17 protein-coding genes, 1 pseudogene and 1 riboswitch are annotated in these 19,426 nt (G+C 54.5%); of the genes and pseudogenes, 8 read left to right on the top strand and 10 right to left on the bottom strand.

Features of this window, described 5'->3' with window-relative positions:
- The first annotated feature begins 106 nt into the window (after positions 1 to 106).
- The 4 genes from INF68_RS16585 to INF68_RS16570 all read left to right on the top strand — a co-directional run bounded on the left by INF68_RS16585 (position 107) and on the right by INF68_RS16570 (position 4,467).
- Positions 107 to 1,246, top strand: a complete 1,140-nt coding sequence (locus INF68_RS16585) for a polysaccharide export protein (protein ID WP_126786740.1) — start codon at positions 107 to 109, stop codon at positions 1,244 to 1,246.
- Positions 1,246 to 1,695: a protein tyrosine phosphatase gene (locus INF68_RS16580; RefSeq protein ID WP_126786741.1), complete on the top strand. Its 450-nt coding sequence runs from the start codon at positions 1,246 to 1,248 to the stop codon at positions 1,693 to 1,695. Before INF68_RS16585 ends, INF68_RS16580 begins: the two co-directional genes overlap by 1 nt.
- Positions 1,695 to 3,875, top strand: a complete 2,181-nt coding sequence (locus INF68_RS16575; protein WP_126786749.1) for a polysaccharide biosynthesis tyrosine autokinase — start codon at positions 1,695 to 1,697, stop codon at positions 3,873 to 3,875. The genes INF68_RS16580 and INF68_RS16575 overlap by 1 nt, the downstream gene beginning before the upstream one ends.
- Positions 3,876 to 3,951: 76 nt before the next feature.
- Entirely contained in the window at positions 3,952 to 4,467 is a 516-nt protein-coding gene (locus INF68_RS16570) for a protein disulfide oxidoreductase (RefSeq protein WP_126786742.1), read from the top strand.
- Positions 4,468 to 4,502: 35 nt separating this feature from the next.
- On the opposite strand, the gene INF68_RS16565 is transcribed toward INF68_RS16570, so the two are convergent.
- The 4 genes from INF68_RS16565 to INF68_RS23265 form a co-directional block, all read right to left on the bottom strand.
- Complete coding sequence (locus INF68_RS16565; RefSeq protein WP_109845302.1) at positions 4,503 to 5,969, bottom strand: aspartate aminotransferase family protein; 1,467 nt, start codon at positions 5,967 to 5,969, stop codon at positions 4,503 to 4,505.
- Between the two features lie 18 nt (positions 5,970 to 5,987).
- Positions 5,988 to 7,364 carry a diaminobutyrate--2-oxoglutarate transaminase gene (locus INF68_RS16560; protein WP_014884533.1) on the bottom strand — a complete coding sequence of 459 codons (1,377 nt, stop codon included), beginning with the start codon at positions 7,362 to 7,364 and terminating at the stop codon, positions 5,988 to 5,990.
- 313 nt (positions 7,365 to 7,677) lie between these two features.
- Entirely contained in the window at positions 7,678 to 8,112 is a 435-nt protein-coding gene (locus tag INF68_RS16555; RefSeq protein WP_045402934.1) for a hypothetical protein, read from the bottom strand.
- A gap of 210 nt (positions 8,113 to 8,322) precedes the next feature.
- Positions 8,323 to 9,198 (bottom strand): YadA C-terminal domain-containing protein, encoded by an 876-nt coding sequence (locus tag INF68_RS23265; RefSeq protein WP_227412888.1) that lies wholly within the window; start codon positions 9,196 to 9,198, stop codon positions 8,323 to 8,325.
- 626 nt (positions 9,199 to 9,824) lie between these two features.
- A riboswitch (TPP riboswitch) is annotated at positions 9,825 to 9,921 on the top strand.
- Between the two features lie 35 nt (positions 9,922 to 9,956).
- Between INF68_RS23265 and thiM the strand changes: the two genes are divergently transcribed.
- The 3 genes from thiM to INF68_RS16535 are packed head-to-tail and all read left to right on the top strand — an operon-like array spanning position 9,957 to position 12,313.
- Positions 9,957 to 10,727, top strand: a complete 771-nt coding sequence (gene thiM / locus INF68_RS16545; protein ID WP_045887884.1) for a hydroxyethylthiazole kinase — start codon at positions 9,957 to 9,959, stop codon at positions 10,725 to 10,727.
- Positions 10,724 to 11,524, top strand: a complete 801-nt coding sequence (thiD, locus tag INF68_RS16540; protein ID WP_126786743.1) for a bifunctional hydroxymethylpyrimidine kinase/phosphomethylpyrimidine kinase — start codon at positions 10,724 to 10,726, stop codon at positions 11,522 to 11,524. Before thiM ends, thiD begins: the two co-directional genes overlap by 4 nt.
- A gap of 42 nt (positions 11,525 to 11,566) precedes the next feature.
- Positions 11,567 to 12,313: a GntR family transcriptional regulator gene (locus INF68_RS16535; protein WP_109845299.1), complete on the top strand. Its 747-nt coding sequence runs from the start codon at positions 11,567 to 11,569 to the stop codon at positions 12,311 to 12,313.
- On the opposite strand, the gene INF68_RS16530 is transcribed toward INF68_RS16535, so the two are convergent.
- The 3 genes from INF68_RS16530 to INF68_RS16520 are packed head-to-tail and all read right to left on the bottom strand — an operon-like array spanning position 12,287 to position 15,515.
- Positions 12,287 to 13,240 (bottom strand): PfkB family carbohydrate kinase, encoded by a 954-nt coding sequence (locus tag INF68_RS16530; protein WP_193525367.1) that lies wholly within the window; start codon positions 13,238 to 13,240, stop codon positions 12,287 to 12,289. The genes INF68_RS16535 and INF68_RS16530 overlap by 27 nt on opposite strands.
- A complete protein-coding gene (locus INF68_RS16525) occupies positions 13,237 to 14,241 on the bottom strand; it encodes an ADP-ribosylglycohydrolase family protein (protein ID WP_126786745.1) in 1,005 nt (334 codons plus the stop codon). Before INF68_RS16525 ends, INF68_RS16530 begins: the two co-directional genes overlap by 4 nt.
- Complete coding sequence (locus INF68_RS16520) at positions 14,238 to 15,515, bottom strand: nucleoside permease (RefSeq protein WP_109845296.1); 1,278 nt, start codon at positions 15,513 to 15,515, stop codon at positions 14,238 to 14,240. Before INF68_RS16520 ends, INF68_RS16525 begins: the two co-directional genes overlap by 4 nt.
- Before the next feature lie 249 nt (positions 15,516 to 15,764).
- On the opposite strand from INF68_RS16520, the gene fbaB reads away from it, so the two are divergent.
- Entirely contained in the window at positions 15,765 to 16,817 is a 1,053-nt protein-coding gene (fbaB, locus tag INF68_RS16515; RefSeq protein ID WP_023312424.1) for a class I fructose-bisphosphate aldolase, read from the top strand.
- 56 nt (positions 16,818 to 16,873) lie between these two features.
- On the opposite strand, the gene yegS is transcribed toward fbaB, so the two are convergent.
- The 3 genes and pseudogenes from yegS to INF68_RS16500 all read right to left on the bottom strand — a co-directional run.
- Positions 16,874 to 17,773 (bottom strand): lipid kinase YegS, encoded by a 900-nt coding sequence (yegS, locus tag INF68_RS16510; RefSeq protein ID WP_033145995.1) that lies wholly within the window; start codon positions 17,771 to 17,773, stop codon positions 16,874 to 16,876.
- Positions 17,774 to 17,949: 176 nt separating this feature from the next.
- Positions 17,950 to 18,501 carry a hypothetical protein gene (locus INF68_RS16505; RefSeq protein ID WP_126786746.1) on the bottom strand — a complete coding sequence of 184 codons (552 nt, stop codon included), beginning with the start codon at positions 18,499 to 18,501 and terminating at the stop codon, positions 17,950 to 17,952.
- A gap of 75 nt (positions 18,502 to 18,576) precedes the next feature.
- A pseudogene (locus INF68_RS16500) lies at positions 18,577 to 19,426 on the bottom strand (IS3 family transposase); the annotation flags it as partial.

The raw sequence follows: 19,426 nt of genomic DNA, 5'->3' as shown, positions 1-19,426 counted from the left end.
GAGTTTCATATTGCATGAAAATAATCAGTTAAATTTCATGGCGTTAGATTTGATCTCTTTGAAAGATTAACGATAAGCGCAACGTTAAAAAGAAATATTTATACAAATGAAAAGTACAACTGCATTTTCGCTGTTATTTCTCACCGTTAGTCAGTTAACGGGGTGTGTATTTTCCCCCGGCCAGAACTTAAGTGTGTCCGGGAAAAAGGTCATTGCGGCGGAAGACGTTAATTATAATCTTGATAAGCGCGTGGAAATTTTCCCATTAACGCCGGGATTGATTGAAAAGCTGCGTCCGACCGTATCGAAATCTCAGGCAAATCCTAATCTGGATGAGCAGATCAAAAACTGGGAATACCGTATTGGCACAGGCGACATCCTGACGGTCACCGTCTGGGATCACCCTGAATTAACGACGCCCGCGGGACAATATCGTAGCGCAAGCGATGCAGGCAACTGGGTCAACGCCGATGGTACTCTCTTTTATCCCTACGTCGGTAAGCTGCGGGTGGCGGGAAAAACGGTTTCACAGGTACGTGAAGAGATTACAGCGCGACTGGATAAAGTCATTGAGAGCCCGCAGGTGGACGTCAGCATTGCCGCCTTCCGTTCGCAAAAAGCCTATGTCACCGGAGAGGTCGAAAAATCGGGCCAACAACCCATAACGAATATTCCACTGACGGTGATGGATGCGGTTAACGCCGCTGGCGGTCTTTCTGCGGATGCCGATTGGCGTAACGTCGTGCTCACGCATGACGGCAAGGATTCCCGACTTTCGCTCTATGCGCTGATGCAGCATGGCGATTTGACTCAAAATAAGCTGCTTTATCCGGGCGATATCCTGTTTATTCCCCGGAACGACGCGCTGAAAGTGTTCGTGATGGGCGAAGTGGTCAAGCAGAGTACGCTTAAGATGGATCGTAGCGGCATGACGCTGGCCGAAGCCCTGGGAAATGCTGGTGGACTTAACCAAAATATGGCCGATGCAACCGGCATTTTTGTTATTCGGCAGGTATCCAAAAAAGGCGACACGGACAAAATTGCCAATATCTATCAACTGAATGCGGAAGATGCGTCAGCCATGGTGCTGGGTACGGAATTCCAGCTGGAGCCGTATGACATCGTTTACGTCACTACGGCACCGTTATCACGCTGGAATCGCGTTATAACCCAGCTGGTGCCTACCATCAGCGGTGTCCATGACCTGACCGAAACCGTTCGTTACATCAGATCGTGGCCGCAGTAATGTTTCAGTCAATCTTAGTGGTCTGCACTGGCAATATTTGCCGTTCACCGATTGGTGAGCGGCTGTTGCGTCAGCAATTACCCGGCAAGCAGGTGACCTCAGCAGGTATTTTTGGACTTGAAGGACGCCCGGCGGATGCGGCTGCGCAGGCTGTCGCCTGGCGTCATGGCGTTTCGCTGGAAGGGCATGTTGCCCGAAAGGTGACGCGCAGCCTGCTGCAACAATCCGATTTGATTCTGGTAATGGAGCCAAAACACCTCCGTTTTATTGCCGCAATGACTCCGGAGAACCGGGGAAAATCGCTGCTCTTTGGACAATGGCTGGAAACCAGGGACATTCCCGACCCGTATCACAAAAGTCGCGAAGTCTATGAATATGTTTTCGAGCAATTGGGTAAAGCCAGTCAGGAATGGGCTCGTCGTTTGAGTCAACAAGGAATGAAGCCGTAATGTCGTCTTCTAAATCAGATAAATATAGTGCTGCGACACCGCAGAATAATGAAATCGATCTTCTTCAGTTGCTTGCTGAGATGTTTGACAACCGGGTGACGATTGCGTGTGTCACGCTCCTGTTCACGGTATGCGCGGGTATCTACGCGTTCAGCGCCACGCCAGTTTATCAGGCTGATGCCCTGGTACAGGTAGAAGCGAAGCAGAGTAACTCACTGCTCAAGAATCTGACCCCTTTCGAGTCTGAACTCTCGCCAGAGGTCGCGCCGGAACTTTTACTCCTTAAATCACGGATGATTTTGGGAGAGACCGTTGATCAATTAGGGCTGACGTACAACGCCAGGCGACGCGTTTTTCCTGTCATTGGGTCTTTGTGGGAACACGTGCGGGGACGTAAATCCGATGAAATAACGATTGGCGCGCTGACTATTCCCCTTCTGGAAGGTAAGCCACAAAAGCTTTTACTCACCGTACAGGAAAAAGGGCGGTATCGTCTTGAGGGAAAAACGTTTGAGGCAAACGGCATCGTGGGGAAAACGCTGGTTAAAGACGGAATGTCGCTTCTGGTGACATCCCTCAGCGCGGAACCAGGCACCCAGTTTACCCTCGAAGCAGTTACAAGGCTTGACGCGATCGGCGCCATTCAGAACAGGCTTACGGTTGTTGAGTCGGCGAAACAGAGCGGTATGATCGCATTAACGTTAATGGGTGAAGACCCCGCCAGGATCGCCAAGGTACTTAATACCATTGCTGAAAATTTTCTCAGCCAGAATATTGCGCGCCAGGAAGCCAAAGATTCCCGCAGCCTCACGTTCTTACAGGAGCAATTACCTAAGGTCAGCCGGGAGCTGGATGAAGCTGAAGCGCGTCTGAATGCCTACAGAGAGCAACGCGATTCTGTCGACTTATCTCTGGAAGCAAAGTCAGTCCTTGATCAGGTTGTTAACGTGGAAAACCAGCTTAACGAGCTGACGTTCCGCGAAGCAGAGGTTTCACAACTTTTCAAAAAGGACCATCCCACCTACCGTGCCTTGCGGGAGAAAAAACAAACGCTTGAACGCGAGCGTGCGCGCCTGAATAATCGCGTCTCAACCATGCCTTCCACGCAGCAGGAAATCTTACGGCTGAGTCGTGACGTTGAGTCCGGGCGTACCATATACCTGCAGTTGCTGACGCGTCAGCAAGAGTTGAGTATTTCGCGTTCCAGCACTATCGGGAACGTGCGGATTATTGACCCGGCCGTTGCGAAGCCAGATCCGATCAAACCGCACAAAGCGCTCATTATCGTACTGGGTATGCTGATGGGGTTGATGCTCTCTGCCGGAATGGTTTTAGTACGCTCAGCCTTTAAGCGGGGCATTACCTCGTCTGAACAACTGGAAGTGCAGGGGATACCGCTTCTGGCGACGCTTCCGCGCTCGGTATGGCTCTGGAAAAAAACGCACCTGCGCAGGAGAACCCTGTTTGCGTCCCACTGGAAGCACAGAACGTCGAACGTCCCTTTCCTGCCCGTTGACCGCCCGGCAGATATGTTTGTCGAGGCGGTGCGCGGGCTGTGCACCAGTCTGCATTTTACCATGATGGATGCCACAAACCGGATTGTCGTGGTGTCTGGACCCACGCAGGACTGCGGAAAGACGCTGGTCAGTACTTCAATGGCGTCGATTGCCGCTCAGGCCGGACAGCGAGTGCTGTTTATTGATGCGGATATGCGCAAGGGATATGTCCACAATGTGTTCAAACTGACCAATCATCGGGGATTATCCTGCGTGCTCGGAGGAGACATTGAATGGCAGACGGCTGTTCAACGCGTTGAAAAAGGCGGTTTTGATGTATTGACCTGCGGACCCCAACCTTCACATCCCGTTGAGCTGCTCATGAGTGAACGCTTCCAGGCCGTGATGTCGCAGATAGATAAAATGTATGACATCGTGATTGTCGATACCCCACCTGTGCTTGCCGTAACGGATGCCTTGCTGATAGCCCGAGCAGCGGCGACCACGCTGCTGGTCGCCCGCTTTGGTAAAACTAACGTCAAGGAGATCGAGAACTGCCTGAAGCGTCTGCAGCAAATGGGCGTGCAGGTGAATGGCGCGATCCTCAATGATATCGTGAAATCTGCCGTGCTTTATTACAACTCGGGATATAGCCATTACGACTACGGTTATACCCAGGAATAAACCTGACGCGACACTTCTTTACAGCGTGATGGCGTATTGCCCGTTAAGATGACCTTCGTTCAAACATGAGGTCATAATGGATAACCGCAAAATCAGTCGACTGCGCCGCTGGGCGCGGGAAGGGATAATACTCGTTCTGCTGACGCTGGCCGTAGTGTGGGGTGTTGATCGGTATCGAAAACCGACACTCCCCGCCAGTTTTAGTGCAACACCGATGCAGAGCATCGACGGCAACGTTCATGATATCTCGGCGCTAAGCCAGGAACGCCCGCTGCTCATTTACGTGTGGGCCACCTGGTGCAGCATATGCCGTTACACGACGCCTTCCGTTAATCAGCTGGCAGAAGAGGGCGGGAACGTGATTAGTATTGCCATGCGTTCCGGTGATAACGCAAAGCTTGCGCGCTGGGTTGAAAAGAAACAGCTGAAAATGCCGGTGATTAACGATGTAAACGGTGCGTTGTCGCAGCAGTGGCAGGTGAGCGTAACGCCGACGCTGGTCATTGTGTCGAAGGGTAATGTGGTCAGTACAACGACGGGATGGACGAGCTACTGGGGATTAAAATTAAGGATGTGGTGGGCAGGCGTATAAAATAACCCCTCTCCCGGCGGAAGAGGGGTGCTGTATTACTTAGCCAGAATTTCCTGCGCGGTGCGCTCAACCAGAGACAGCAGGATTTTAATATCTTCCAGCGTCACGGTTGGGTTCAGCAGCGTCAGCTTCAGGCAGGTGACGCCGTTGTGCTCGGTCACACCAACGTTCGCACGGCCGGATTCCAGCAGCGCATCACCAATTTTCTGGTTCAGCAGGGCGATGCCCGCGTCACCCATCTGCACCTGTCCGCGGAAGCGGAACAGAACGCTTGCCAGCTGTGGCTGCATAACCAGTTCCAGAGCAGGCTGCTCTTTCACGTAGGCAGCAACCTGCTGCGCCAGGGTCACGCCGTGATCGATGATCGCCGCGTATTGCTCCTGACCCAGCGCTTCCAGGCTCATCCACAGCTTCAGCGCGTCAAAACGACGGGTGGTCTGCAGAGATTTGGACACCAGGTTAGGTACGCCCGCTTCTTCATCGAACTCCGAGTTCAGATAGGCCGCCTGATAGCGCATCAGCTCATAGTGACGCGCTTCTTTCAGCAGGAACGCGCCGCAGCTGATGGTCTGGAAGAACTGCTTGTGGAAGTCCAGGGTGACGGAATCCACCAGCTCGATGCCGTCCAGGTAGTGACGATACTGCTCAGACATCAGCAGCGCGCCGCCCCAGGCCGCATCGACGTGTACCCAGATGTTCTGCTTAGCGGCCAGCGCTGCAATTGCACGCAGCGGGTCAATAGCACCGGCATCGGTGGTACCTGCCGTCGCGACGATCGCCAGAATCTGCTCGCCGTTCGCATTGCACTGCTCAATTTTCGCAGCCAGATCGGTCAGATCCATGCGGGAGAATTCGTCCGTTTTCACCTGCACTACGGACTGGTAGCCCAGACCCATCAGCGCCATGTTTTTCTGCACGGAGAAGTGTGCGTTTTCGGAGCACAGCACGCGAATTTTGCGCAGATCCCCTACCAGACCGTCCTGCTGAACGGAGTGGCCCTGACGCGCGAAGAACGCATCGCGAGCCAGCATCAGGCCCATCAGGTTGCTCTGGGTGCCGCCGCTGGTGAAGACACCTGCGTCGCCGGCCTGATAACCCACGCGGGTACGCAGCCACTCGATCAGCTTGATCTCAATAATGGTTGCGGACGGGCTTTGATCCCAGGAGTCCATACTCTGGTTAGTGGCGTTGATCAGCACTTCCGCCGCCTGGCTTACCACCAGGCTTGGGCAATGCAGGTGCGCCACACACTGCGGGTGATGAACGGACAGGCTGTCTTTCAGGAAGAACTCCACGGCGCGTTCAATCGCCGCTTCGTTGCCCAGCCCTTTCGGGTTGAAATCCAGCTTAATACGGTCGCGCAGTTCCGCGACCGTTTTGCCCTGATACATCTCAGGCTGTTTCAGCCACTGCATCACAGCCTGAGTGCTTTGTTCGATCGCCTGCTGATAAGCTTCAATGCTCTGCGCAGAGGAGAACAAAATTGGGTTTGAATCAGACATCGTAATCAATAACTCCGGTTACGCCGGGCGAACGCCCGCAGCAAGCAGTGCCTGCTCAAATTTATCCAGGAAGATTTTCAGCTCTTCGTCGCTGATCAGCAGAGACGGCAGCAGACGCAGAACGATACCGTTACGGCCGCCGCGCTCAAGAATCAGACCGGCTTCGAAGCACTTCTTCTGAATCAGTGCAGACAGCTCGCCGTCGCCCGGGAAGCAGCCCATGTGGTCAGCGGCTTCGTGTGGCTTAACGATCTCAATACCGATCATCATACCCAGACCGCGCACGTGGCCGATAACAGGATAGCGTTTCGCCATCTCTTTCAGCTGGCCTTTCAGCCATTCGCCCTGAGCGGCAACTTTGCCCGCGATGTTCTGATCTTTCAGGATTTTCAGCGTGGTCAGGCCGGTCGCCATCGCCAGCTGGTTGCCGCGGAAGGTACCGGTGTGGTGACCTGGTGCCCATGCGTCAAACTGCTTTTTGATACCGAGCACGGCCAGCGGCAGACCGCCACCTACGGCTTTAGACATCACGATAATGTCTGGCTCAATGCCCGCGTGTTCGAAGGCAAAGAATTTACCGGTACGGGCAAAGCCAGCCTGAACTTCGTCGAGGATCAGTAGAATGCCGTGTTCCTGAGTCACTTTACGGATGCGCTGCAGCCACTCAGCCGGAGCCGGGTTCACGCCGCCTTCGCCCTGAACGGCTTCCAGAATCACCGCAGCAGGTTTACGCACGCCGCTTTCAACGTCGTTGATCAGGTTATCGAAGTAGTAAGTCAGCGCTTTCACGCCCGCTTCACCACCGATACCCAGCGGGCAGCGGTATTCGTGCGGGTAAGGCATGAACTGCACTTCTGGCATCATACCGTCAACCGCTTCTTTCGGAGACAGGTTGCCGGTCACGGACAGCGCGCCGTGGGTCATACCGTGGTAACCACCAGAGAAGCTGATGATACCGCTACGACCGGTCACTTTTTTCGCCAGCTTCAGCGCCGCTTCAACGGCGTCAGCACCGGATGGACCGGTGAACTGCAGGCAGTACTCTTTGCCCTGGCCAGGCAGCAGAGAGAGCAGGTATTCAGAAAACGCGTCTTTCAGAGGCGTAGTCAGATCCAGGGTATGTAACGGCAAGCCGCTGGTAATGACATTTTGGATGCTTTTCAGCACATCAGGATGGTTATGGCCAAGCGCAAGGGTCCCCGCGCCTGCTAAACAGTCAAGGTATTCTTTATTATCTGCATCGGTGATCCACACGCCTTCTGCTTTAGTGATGGCTAAAGGCAGTTTGCGCGGATAACTCCTGACGTTAGATTCAAACTCGGCCTGACGGGCCAGATAGGTTTCGTTGCTTTTGTGGGCATCTACGGTGTCAATACGGACTTTATCCGTCATCATATCACTCCTACAACCGCCGCTTCGTTATGAGCCACGATTGAATAAAAAGTTAAAAAACAGATGGGGGCCTGAAAAAAACGCCGCCAATATAGAGCCTTTTGCCACGGGGCTCAATGGTTAATTTGTTTACTGTTTTGTGACATGGCGCTCAGGGGAAGGGATATCCCCTTTTTAAGAAAGAAAATTGCGCTTTATGATAAAGAAAAACAGACTGTTACGTGTGTTCTGCCCCGACTGTAAATTCATAAAAAAGAGTGTGACAAATCGTGCCATTCGCTGACCAAAAAGGAGGCAGACAGCCTCCTTGTTAGCTTTATTTCTGCGACACCTGCAAAATGCCGTGGTTACGCCCCGTCGTCTTATTCCAGGACGCCGCCGTAATGCCGTTCTCATCAAGGCTTAGCGATATAACAAAACCATTACCGTGAATCTCATAGAAATGAGCATTCAGACGTTTCACGATGGCCTTTTTGCCGTTAATGGTGGCGTTAAAAAAGCCATTTGAAATCGTGGCGTTAACCGCATCCGATGTGAAAGTGGCTTCACGCAAAGGGTCGTGGACCGCAGCTGTTGTGTGCTGTGCCGCATTTTGGGCTTTTGTTTTGTGAATATCACAAGAGCCGTCATTCGCGTTCATCTCAGTACATCCTGAACGTTCTAATTGAGCACGATAGTGCGCGTTAATCGCATGAGCCGGTGTTGTCGCTACCGTCAATATCAGTGCAATCCATATTAATTGAGTTTTCATGGCTAAACTTTTGTCCACCTTATAAAACGCACAGATAATAAGAGACGTACATCATGCCGATCCAAATACCGACACCAATGAGCATCAGATACAGGGTCGCTGAAATAATGATATGTCTGAGCATGTTTTTTCTGTCATCGCTATTCTTGCCGGAGGCAAGCGGGTTATTAACTTAACGGCGTCAGTTAATAATGCTTAAGTTGTATTTAGTTAAAAGCCCATTCCGACGCCAACTGACGCCCCCATATTATTGGCGGTATCATCAGAGAAGCTCACTTTCGCGATGACATGTGAACTAAAGTTAACGGATGCCCCGACGGCAAGGGCGCTTTCATTATTGTACGTTGCACCGCCAGCAGAGAACATAACATGCTGATTCGTTTGTACCTGCGGTAAACCTGCCATCGCCATGGCGCCCGAGATACCGGCGTTGGCCTGCTTCTTATTATTATCCACTTCGTCATGCAATGATTTGAATTGCTGATTGGTGTTGTTATTCATTGCCTGTAACGTCTGCTTTGTTGCCTGAAGTTCCTGAGCGGTGGCGGTAACAGCCTTGGTATTATTAGCCACTTTAGTTTGCGTTGCTGCGTCTACCTGCATGTGAGTCACGGTGGTCGTCACGCCATCTTTACCATCTACGCCGTTAGTGGGTTTAGGGGCATTTTCCAGGCTGTCAAGACGGTTATCTTGCACTTTGTTAACGTTTTCCATATTGATAATTTCTGTGCCGTTCGTCATAACACCCTGTAAAGCCGCATCGCTTTTTTGATTGGCAGTATCTGCAAGCGCGCCAGCAAGCAAGGTTTTTTGGTAAGCGTCATTTGTGGCTTGCTCAATAACCAAAACACCTAATTTAGTGGATTGAAGGTCGCTATCCACCTGCGTTAAGCGATTTTCAGTTGAGAGATCGCGAGCAATACTATCGACCCTGTTTTGAGTAATTTGGTCTTGATGGTCATTCACAATATCTGTGATTGATGCGTCATCCCAAACGGCAGCAGCAGCGGTGGTAATATTCATGGCGCTACCGGCGACCACCCCAAATACAAAAACAGGAATAACAGATTTATTGAAAAGTTTCATTCGAAGGACTCACATCATTAACGTATAAAAAAACAAAATTAAGAAGAACAGTTTTGGCTTTAGTGGCATGTGGATATCTGTATTTCCGTATGTCAATACTGGATATTCGATGCCCGGACCTTTTTTAGTAGCGTGAATAAACTATCGATTAAACCCAAATTGATGATTTTGATCTAAATCATAAATGATATGAATAAATGAAAGGGCAGGGTGCTGTATCGAGGAGGTTTATTTAATGTATACATTAACTTATGGATTGTGCGATAAATCAAGGGAAGCGTTAAGCTATTGATGAAAGTACAAATGTTTAATAGAGTTAAATAAATTAGTACTTTCTTATTCTTTCATGCGAAAGAAGTTTATCTATCTTATAAAAGCGGAATGAGCACGTAATAAAAAATAATAGTCTCAGCAAAAGTACGTAATAAAGTTTTTCAATAACGTATTAACAATTACTGAACCAGAATTAACTAAAGCGTAATAAATGTTGGCAAATGACGGGAAAGAGCGTCTGGAGATTTCCGCTGTGACAAACGGCGTGATAAATCGAAACTCCTTGCGCCTGGCCTGGGGCCGCGGTTACACTACATAACGTTAATGAGTTTTATAACTCACTGTTTTAAAAGTATTTTGACTCGGGGTGCCCTTCTTTGTGAAGGCTGAGAAATACCCGTATTACCTGATCTGGATAATGCCAGCGTAGGGAAGTCAGATGCCTTCCCGGTCATCGCTTCTTCACGCAAGGCAGGAGCGAACCCATGCAGCCTGACCTGCTCGATTTACACGTTTTACACCACTTCCGAACCCGTTCTCCGCTGACCCACTGTATGACCAACGATGTCGTACAGACCTTCACGGCCAACGTTTTGCTGGCGCTTGGCGCATCACCCGCGATGGTGATTGAGGCCGAAGAGGCTGAACAGTTTGCCGCGATTGCCGATGCGCTGCTGATTAATGTTGGCACGCTGACCTCGCCGCGCGCCCAGTCGATGCGTCGGGCAATAGAAAGCGCGGTGGCGGCAGGCAAGCCCTGGACGCTGGACCCGGTTGCCGCGGGCGCCCTGACGTTCCGCACCCGTTTTTGCCATCAAATCCTTGCCCTGAAACCGGCTGCCATTCGCGGCAATGCCTCCGAGATTCTGGCCCTTGCCGGGATGAGCGCGGGCGGGCGCGGCGTCGATACGACCGATACCGCAGCCAGCGCGGTGCCCGCTGCACAGGCGCTGGCTCGCCAGACCAATGCCGTTGTGGTCGTCACCGGCGAGGTGGATTACATCACTGACGGGCAACGTACCCGCACGGTAACGGGCGGCGATCCGTTGATGACGCGCGTAGTGGGAACCGGATGCGCGCTTTCTGCCGTTGTGGCGGCGAGCTGCTCGCTGCCGGGCGACCGGATGGATAACGTCGCTGCCGCCTGCGGATGGATGAAGCGAGCCGGAACGGTGGCCGTTGCGCAGTCACGTGGGCCTGGCAGTTTTGCCAGCGCGTTTCTGGATGCGCTCTATACGCTGGAGGAGCAGGCATGAAACGGATTAACGCCCTGACCATTGCCGGCACCGATCCCAGCGGCGGCGCGGGTATCCAGGCCGATCTCAAAACCTTCTCGGCCCTTGGGGCGTACGGCTGCTCGGTCATTACCGCGCTGGTGGCGCAAAACACGCGCGGCGTGCAATCGGTCTATCGTATCGAGCCGGATTTTGTTGCCGCGCAGCTGGATTCTGTGTTAAGCGACGTGCGCATCGATACCACCAAGATCGGCATGCTGGCCGAGACGGATATTGTGGAAGCGGTGGCCGAGCGGCTTAAACGCTATCAGGTGCAAAACGTGGTGCTGGATACAGTCATGCTGGCTAAAAGCGGCGACCCGCTGCTTTCCGTCTCCGCCGTGGAGACGCTGCGTACAAAGCTACTGCCGCAGGTGGCGCTTATCACGCCCAATCTGCCGGAAGCCGCCGCGCTGTTAGGCACATCGCATGCCCAAACTGAACGCGAGATGAAAGCGCAGGGAAACGCGCTGCTGGCGATGGGCTGCGGGGCGGTTCTGATGAAGGGCGGTCATCTTGACGACGCTGAAAGCCCGGACTGGCTCTTTACCCGCGACGGCGAAGTACGTTTTACCGCGCCGCGCGTGCAGACCAAAAACACCCACGGCACGGGCTGCACGCTCTCCGCCGCGCTGGCGGCGCTGCGCCCGCGGCATGACTGCTGGGCTGATACGGTGCGCGAAGCGAAAACCTGGCTCTCGGCGGCGCTGGCAAAAGCCGATACTCTGGAAGTGGGTCACGGTATTGGGCCGGTTCATCATTTTCATGCATGGTGGTAACCCAGTATACTGGCAGGAAACACCACGCCTGAGAAAACAGAGATGGAACAAGCGCATACCCGGTTAATCGCTCAACTGAATGAACGGATCGCCGCGCCTGACAACACGCCGCTGTACCTGAAATTTGCCGAAACGGTAAAAAATGCGGTGCGAAGCGGCATGTTAGAGCACGGGAATATTTTGCCCGGCGAGCGCGATCTGAGCCAGTTAACCGGGGTGTCGCGCATCACCGTGCGAAAGGCGATGCAGGCGCTGGAGGAAGAGGGCGTGGTTACGCGCTCTCGTGGCTATGGCACGCAAATCAACAATATCTTTGAATATTCGCTGAAAGAGGCGCGCGGCTTTTCCCAGCAGGTGGTGCTGCGCGGCCAAAAGCCTAATACGCTGTGGGTCAACAAGCGGGTGGTGAAGTGCCCGGAAGAGGTCGCAAACCACCTGTCGATCCCTCCGGACAGCGAGGTCTTTTTGCTCAAGCGCATTCGCTATGTGGATGACGATGCGGTGTCGATTGAAGAGTCATGGGTGCCGGTTGGCCTCATTCCCGATGCGGATGCGATTGGCATTTCGCTGTACGACTACTTCCGCAGCCAGAATATCTTCCCGCAGCGCACCCGTTCACGGGTTAGCGCCCGCATGCCGGACAGCGAGTTTCAGGCGCACATTAAGATGGACGAAAAAATACCGGTGCTGGTGATCAAGCAGGTCGCGCTTGACCAACAGCACCGGCCGATTGAGTACAGCATCAGCTACTGTCGCAGCGATCTATACGTCTTTGTGTGCGAGGAGTAGCGCCTCGCGAGTCGGGGCGCAGTCACCGCCGCGGTGGCTGACCACCCAGGACGCCACGGCATTCCCCAGCAGAACGGCGTCTGCCAGTGACCATCCCGCCGCCAGCCCGGCAAGCGTGCCGCCCGCGTGGCTGTCGCCAGCGCCAATTGTATCCACAACCGTCGCCGGAAACGCCGGAACAACGCCCGCATCGTCGCCGTCATACCACGTGGCGCCGTCTTTATCATGCCGCACAATCAGCGCGGCGCCGAAGCGCTGCTGCCAATACGCACCCAGGTTTTCAGCCGCTACGCCCAGCCGTTCGGCTGCGATCTCCGCTTCCTGACGATTGAGCGACACGATCGGCCTGCAGGCCATAATCCGTGCCATCAGCGCGTCGGGGATATCCGCGATGCGGGGGCCGAAATCGATAAACGCCGTCACGTCCCGCAACCCCTCCAGCCAGCATGTCAGCAGCTCGCCGCACGGCGAGGCCAGCTGGTAGCCGGATAAGTAGACCAGGCTGTTCGACGGGATGTTAAGCACATCAAGCCAGCGCTGCTGCCACTGGTTCTCCACGCCGCTAAAGGACATAAAGGTGCGCTCGCCGTCTGGCTCCACCAGCGCCAGGCACCAGCCGTTATCGCCGGTTTCGGCCTCGATGGCGCTGTGCAGATCCTGCTTCGCCATGGCGTTGCGGATGATGTCCGCCCATACCCCGTGGCCAACAGGCAGGGCGTTTTGCGCTGTAATGCCGAGCCGCTTCAGGGCGATGGCGATATTCAGCGCGCAGCCGCCAATATTCACGCCCTGCTGTTTGAGTTCGATATCGCACCCGCGCCAGGGCAGGGCGTAGGCGTCGGCGATGACGTCTATCACCGCCGCGCCCAGCACCGTCACCGGGCGCGTGGCGTGCAGGGTGTCGAGACGTTGGGCAAATGAACTCATACGCCCTCCCTTTGCTCCCGGTAGTGCAGCAGTTTCTCGCAATAGTGGCCGAAATCGAGCCGGTTGACGGCGTCGAGTTCGGCTTTGAGCGCCGGGTCAATCGCCTGCACGCCGTGGAGCGCGCCGCAGATGGCCGTCGCCATCGCGCCAATAGTGTCGGTATCGCCGCCCAGGTTGGCGCATAAAATGGCGCAGCGGTTCGGGTCGGTTCCCGCCAGTTCGACCATCGCAATGGCCGCCGGAACGGACTCAATGGTGCTGGTTCCGGCCCCCACGAGCTGGTACACCTGCTCGCTGGCGGACTCAACCCCGTTAGCTTCCCGTACGGTCTTAAGCGCCAGCTCAATACGTGCCGCCAGCGATGCGCTGAAGGTGGTGGTTTTCGCCTCCTGCGCATAGCGGGCGATACCCGGCAGCGCATCGACGATGTTCTGCCAGCTTTCGCCGTCGACGGCGCGGGAAATCGCCCAGGCAATCACCACCGCGCCGGCAATAGCGAGGTCGGATTTATGGGTCGGGCTGGAGGCCAGCGCCACCTGCTCAACAAAGTGTTCCAGACGCGTGGCCGGGAGCAGGCAGCCCAGCGGGGAGGCGCGCATAGCCGCCCCGTTGGTTACGCCGTTGTTGTCCAGTTCGCTAACCGGCTTGCCGTCGCGAATCGCGTTAAGCGCGATTTTGGAGGTCGGGCCGAGCACGTTCTTATTAAACGCGTCGAAATCGAGCGCCCAGCGCAGAATATGCTTGCCGATAACGTCCGCGTTAATCTCCCCGTCGCACTCGATGAGCGCGTCCGCCAGGCACAGCGCCATTGAGGTATCGTCGGTGAACTCTGCCTGTTTGAAATAGCAGGCCGCATTATTCTCTGCCGGGCCGGGTAAAAAGCGGTCGATCCAGCCGAAGTGCGCCTTGACGCGCTTTCTCGGCCACAGCTCCGACGGCATGCCCATCGCATCCCCTAACGCCTGCCCGTAAAGAGCACCGAGAACACGTTCTTGTTTCATTTAACTTCCCCTTGTGTCAGCGCGGCATCGCTATCAACCACCTCAATTGCGGCGATCTCTTTATCCGATTCGCGGAAAAACAGCATAAACAGCACGGCAATCACGGCAATCATGATTGCACCAAACGTCCACATTCCGGCCCAGTTGAAGGTCAGCCCATCCACCGGCTCTTTGTATGCGAACATTTTTTCCATCATCACGCCGCCCAGGCGGTAACCCAGCAGGCTACCAAAGCCCTGACAGCACAGCGTAATCAGGCCCTGCGCGGCGGTGCGCATATGCACCGGCGCTTTTTTGTCCACGTAGATGTACGCGGTGACGTAATAGAAGTCGTAGCTTACGCCGTGCAGCAGAATGCCGAGGAACAGCAGGGCGTAGGTAAAGTACTGTTCCGCTCCGCCGTAAACGAAGAACCCGTAGCGGATGGCGGCGGTAATCAGGCCCAGCAGTAAGACCTTCTTAATACCAAAGCGTTTGGTAAAGAACGGCAGGGCGAGCATAAAGAAGATTTCGGAGAACTGGCCGAGCGTCATCCAGCCGGTGGCGTTTTTCATCCCCACTTCGGTGAGATAGCCGTTGGCGAAGATGTAATAGAAGGCCAGCGGCATGGCGAACAGGAACGAGCAGAAGAAGAACACCAGGAAGTTTCTGTCGCGCAGCAGGATCAGCGCGTCCAGCCCGAGCATCACTTTGAAATCCAGCTTGCCGGTACTTTTCGGCGGCGTATTCGGCAGGAACAGGGCAAAGACGCCGAGCAGGGCGGAGCTGGCTGCCGTCATCAGCAGCGGGATGTTGGTGTCGGAAATATCGCTGTAGCCCAGCATCTGCGGCAGGAACCCGCACGCAAGACCGGAGGCGATCCAGCCGATGGTGCCCATCACGCGGATGCGCGGGAAATCGGCCTCGACGTCGTCCACGTTGGCAAAGGCGATACTGTTGGTCAGCGCGATGGTTGGCATATAGGTCAGGGAGTAAACCAGCAGCAGCGGGAAGAAGGTGCTGAACTGGGTTTGCTGTGCAGCGAAGTACATCAGAATCGCACCGGCGAACATCAGCGCTGACAGCACTTTCTGCGCGGCGAAGAAGCGGTCTGTCAGCGAGCCGACCAGAATCGGGGAGAGGATCGCGGCAATGGCGGTACAGGCGTAAGACCAGCCGATTTCCCCGGCGGTAAAACCGCTTTTGCTCAGCCACAGCCACAGCGGCACAAACCACGCGCCCCAGATAAACCATTCAACAAACATCATGAATGACAGTTGGACTTTCGTTTTCATTTTTTAATCCTGCATGTCAGAGAGGGTACGCCTCTAACATACCACTCAATAATACCTTTTAAATACCTTTGTGGCGATTGTTTGATCAATGTAACAGTTTTGTTGTACACGAATCGAGCCAGCAGATTGTGCTGAAAAAAATGCAAAAGGTGGAAAATCTGTTAAGTCGGTACCAGGCTTAGTCTGCCCATAAAAGATGGGACTGGATAAACACACACCGACACGACGTCGGACTTACGGGAGTATCACATGACTGATATTGCGCAGTTGCTTGGCAAAGACGCCGACAGCCTTTTACAGCATCGTTGTATGACCATTCCAGCCGACCAGCTGTATCTGCCTGGTCACGACTACGTTGACCGCGTGATGATCGATAACAACCGTCCGCCTGCGGTCCTGCGAAATATGCAGACGCTTTACAACACCGGGCGGCTCGGCGGCACCGGGTATCTCTCAATCCTGCCGGTGGACCAGGGCGTTGAGCACTCTGCGGGCGCCTCTTTTGCGGCGAATCCTCTCTACTTCGATCCGAAGAACATTGTTGAGCTGGCGATTGAGGCGGGCTGTAACTGCGTGGCGTCGACCTACGGAGTGCTGGCCTCGGTTTCGCGTCGCTATGCCCACCGCATTCCATTCCTCGTGAAGCTGAACCACAACGAAACCCTTAGCTACCCAACCGAGTATGACCAGACCCTTTACGCCAGCGTCGAGCAGGCGTTCAACATGGGCGCGGTGGCGGTAGGGGCGACGATTTACTTCGGCTCCGAACAGTCCCGTCGTCAGATTGAAGAGATCTCCGCGGCGTTTGAGCGTGCGCACGAGCTGGGCATGGTCACTGTACTGTGGGCATATCTGCGCAATAACGCGTTCAAGAAAGACGGCGTGGATTACCATGTATCCGCCGACCTGACCGGGCAGGCGAACCACCTGGCGGCGACCATCGGCGCGGATATTGTGAAGCAGAAAATGGCCGAGAATAACGGCGGCTATAAAGCGGTGAACTTTGGCTACACCGACGATCGCGTTTACAGCAAGCTGACCAGCGATAACCCGATCGACCTGGTGCGCTACCAGCTGGCGAACTGCTACATGGGCCGCGCGGGGCTGATTAACTCAGGCGGCGCGGCGGGCGGTGATACCGACCTGTCAGACGCGGTGCGTACGGCGGTGATCAACAAACGTGCGGGCGGCATGGGGTTGATCCTTGGCCGCAAGGCGTTTAAGAAATCAATGGCCGACGGCGTGAAGCTGATCAATGCGGTTCAGGACGTCTATCTCGACAGCAAAGTCACTATTGCCTGACGGCTCCATCTCCCTCTCCCGGTGGGAGAGGGCATCATCGCGCACCGTGCGAAACATCAGCGCAAAAGCACGCAGTCCGGCGGCAGCCGACACTGTAGCGCGCCGGGCAACACCTCAATGCGGAACTGCGTCCCGCTCAGCGGCTCTCCGTCGAGGTTAAAGGTCATCCCGTGCGGAGCATTCACTTCAAACCACGCCGATTTCCCTGCGATGATATTTGGACTCTCTTCCGGCTGCGTCAGCGTGGTAAACAGCGCGGGCAGCAGGCCGTCGCCCGTGAAAATACGCAGCTGAAGCTGTCCGTCATTAATCAGCGCCTCCGGGCAGAGCTGCTGTCCGCCGCCCGCCTGACGTCCGTTGCCAATCCCAATTACCAGCGCGTCACCCTGCCACTGAAAATCCTCGCCGCGAATTTCGCAGCGGTCAGGCTTCAGGGTGTCCATGCGCATCAGGCCGTGGATCAGGTACGACACGCCGCCCAGCGCCGCCTTCAGCTTTTCCGGCGTTTCGCTGGTGATGCGCGTGCCAAACCCGCCCGTCGCCATATTGATAAAGCAGGTTTTATCATTCACCTGCGCAATATCCACAGCGGTGGCTTTGCCGAGGATCGCCAGCTGGAGCGCCTTCTCCAGCTCTTCCGGGATCCCTGCGCTGGTAGCAAAATCATTGGCGGTGCCGAGCGGTAAAATGCCCATCACCGGCCGGTTTGCCGGGGGCAGGTCGATAAGCGCTGACGCAATCTCATTGATGGTGCCGTCGCCGCCGCCGGAAATGATGGTGCTGACGCCTAGCCCGAGGGCTTCATTGATATAGCGTGCCGCGTCGCCTTTTTCCCACGTCACCCGAACGTGAATGCGCGCGCCGTCGTCACGCAAACCCTGAATTGCCTGACGCAGCAGATCGTTGCCCGCACTTTTGCCATTGAGAATCAATAAACTGTCTGGATAGGTTGCCATCCGCGCTGCTCCCTTTTTTAGCGTTAGTAAGAGTGTATAGCAGAGAGGAAAAAAGCGGGTAAGAACAGGATGAAAGGGAGAAATAATCCCGCGTAAAAAGGGGGCTCCTTTACAACGAAAGATGTGCCCCGTGTTGTTAACTCTTTAAACGGCTTTCGCTCAAAAGATTCTTACCGTCAGCGTTTGAGCCCTGCCATTTTACTGTTCTCAATTTTCAACTGTTTACGCCACACCCGATTATGTAGCGTTAGCGCAATTGAACGGTAAAAGATTGACGTATTCATCCACACGATATTCAGGCCGAAAAATCCCAATCCTAATAGTGAGGTTATTTGCGGTGTGTAATTCTCTACAGAGCCGAATAAAAGCGAAATCCAAGTCCAGATAAAATAAACAATGCTCATCAAGCCAGTCAGTGTAATGAAAGAAATATGCAGTTTATATCCCGTTAAGGACCCTCTGGCAGTTAAAAACATCGTGCTCATTACAATCATGCAATACACCACTGCTGCAAGAAATACTCCCATCATTACCTTAAATTCAGGTAAGCCGAGCAGGCGAAATAGCAACATCCAGACAGACACTTGTAGCATAGCGTAGCAAAAAATAGTGAGTAAGGTACTTATTGCTAAGGGAATACCTGTCATATGTACACCCACAGGAACACCGAACTGACCTTTTAAGCGATCTTTCAATGATTCAAGCCATTGGCAATCGTCAGTCGCCATTTAACCTGTTATCACAGCACTTAATGCAAGGCTCTTTTTGTGGACTGACCCCACGCCCGTAGACAAATTCTGTCCTCACGATGAGGCCTGTTCGAAGGCCTCCGGACTGACGCCGCCGAGGTGACTGTGGCGCCGGGCCCGGTTGTAGAACACTTCAATGTAATCGAAGATATCGGCCCGGGCCAGATCCCGGGTTTTATAGATGCGTTTTCTGATCCGCTCTTTTTTCAGCGAACTGAAGAACGATTCGGCCACCGCATTATCCCGGCAGTTGCCACGCCTGCTCATGCTCGGGGCCAGCTTATCAGCCCGGCAGAAGCGCTGCCAGTCGTCACTGCCGTACTGGTTGCCCTGATCGCTATGTACGATAACCTCACCGTCCGGTTTTCGACGCCAGACGGCCATCATCAGCGCGTCGAGAGCCAGTTCGCGAGAGAGTGGTCTTCATCGACCAGCCAACCACGTTACGGGCGAAGAGGTCGATAACCACCGCCAGATACAACCAGCCCTGCCAGGTGCGGATGTAAGTGATGTCTGTAACCCAGACCTGATTGGCCCGGACAACAGTAAACTGCCGCTGCACGCGATTAGGGGCAACCACTGAAGGTCGGCCGGCGATACGACGCGGCGCTTTATAGCCGCGTACGGCTTTGATCCGCTTTTGTTGCATAATACGACCCACCCGGTTTTTGCCGCAGGTTTCCCCGATTTCGCTCAGGTCGCCATGAACCCGCCGGTAACCGTATACGCCTCCGCTCAGTGAATATGAGTCGCGGATAAGCATCAGCAGACGCTGGTTATCTTTATCACGCGCCGAGACCGGGTTGTGCAGCCACGCATAGAACCCGGCCCGGGCGACATTCAGTACCCGACACATCGTCATCACACCCCATACAGTGCGGTGTTCATTGATAAAGCGGTACTT

Origin of the sequence: Enterobacter cloacae complex sp. P16RS2 (assembly GCF_014982155.1) — a bacterium.
GTDB lineage: Bacteria > Pseudomonadota > Gammaproteobacteria > Enterobacterales > Enterobacteriaceae > Enterobacter > Enterobacter cloacae_M.
Note: the sequence above shows the minus strand (reverse complement) of the source record. Positions and strands in the feature narration are given on the sequence as shown.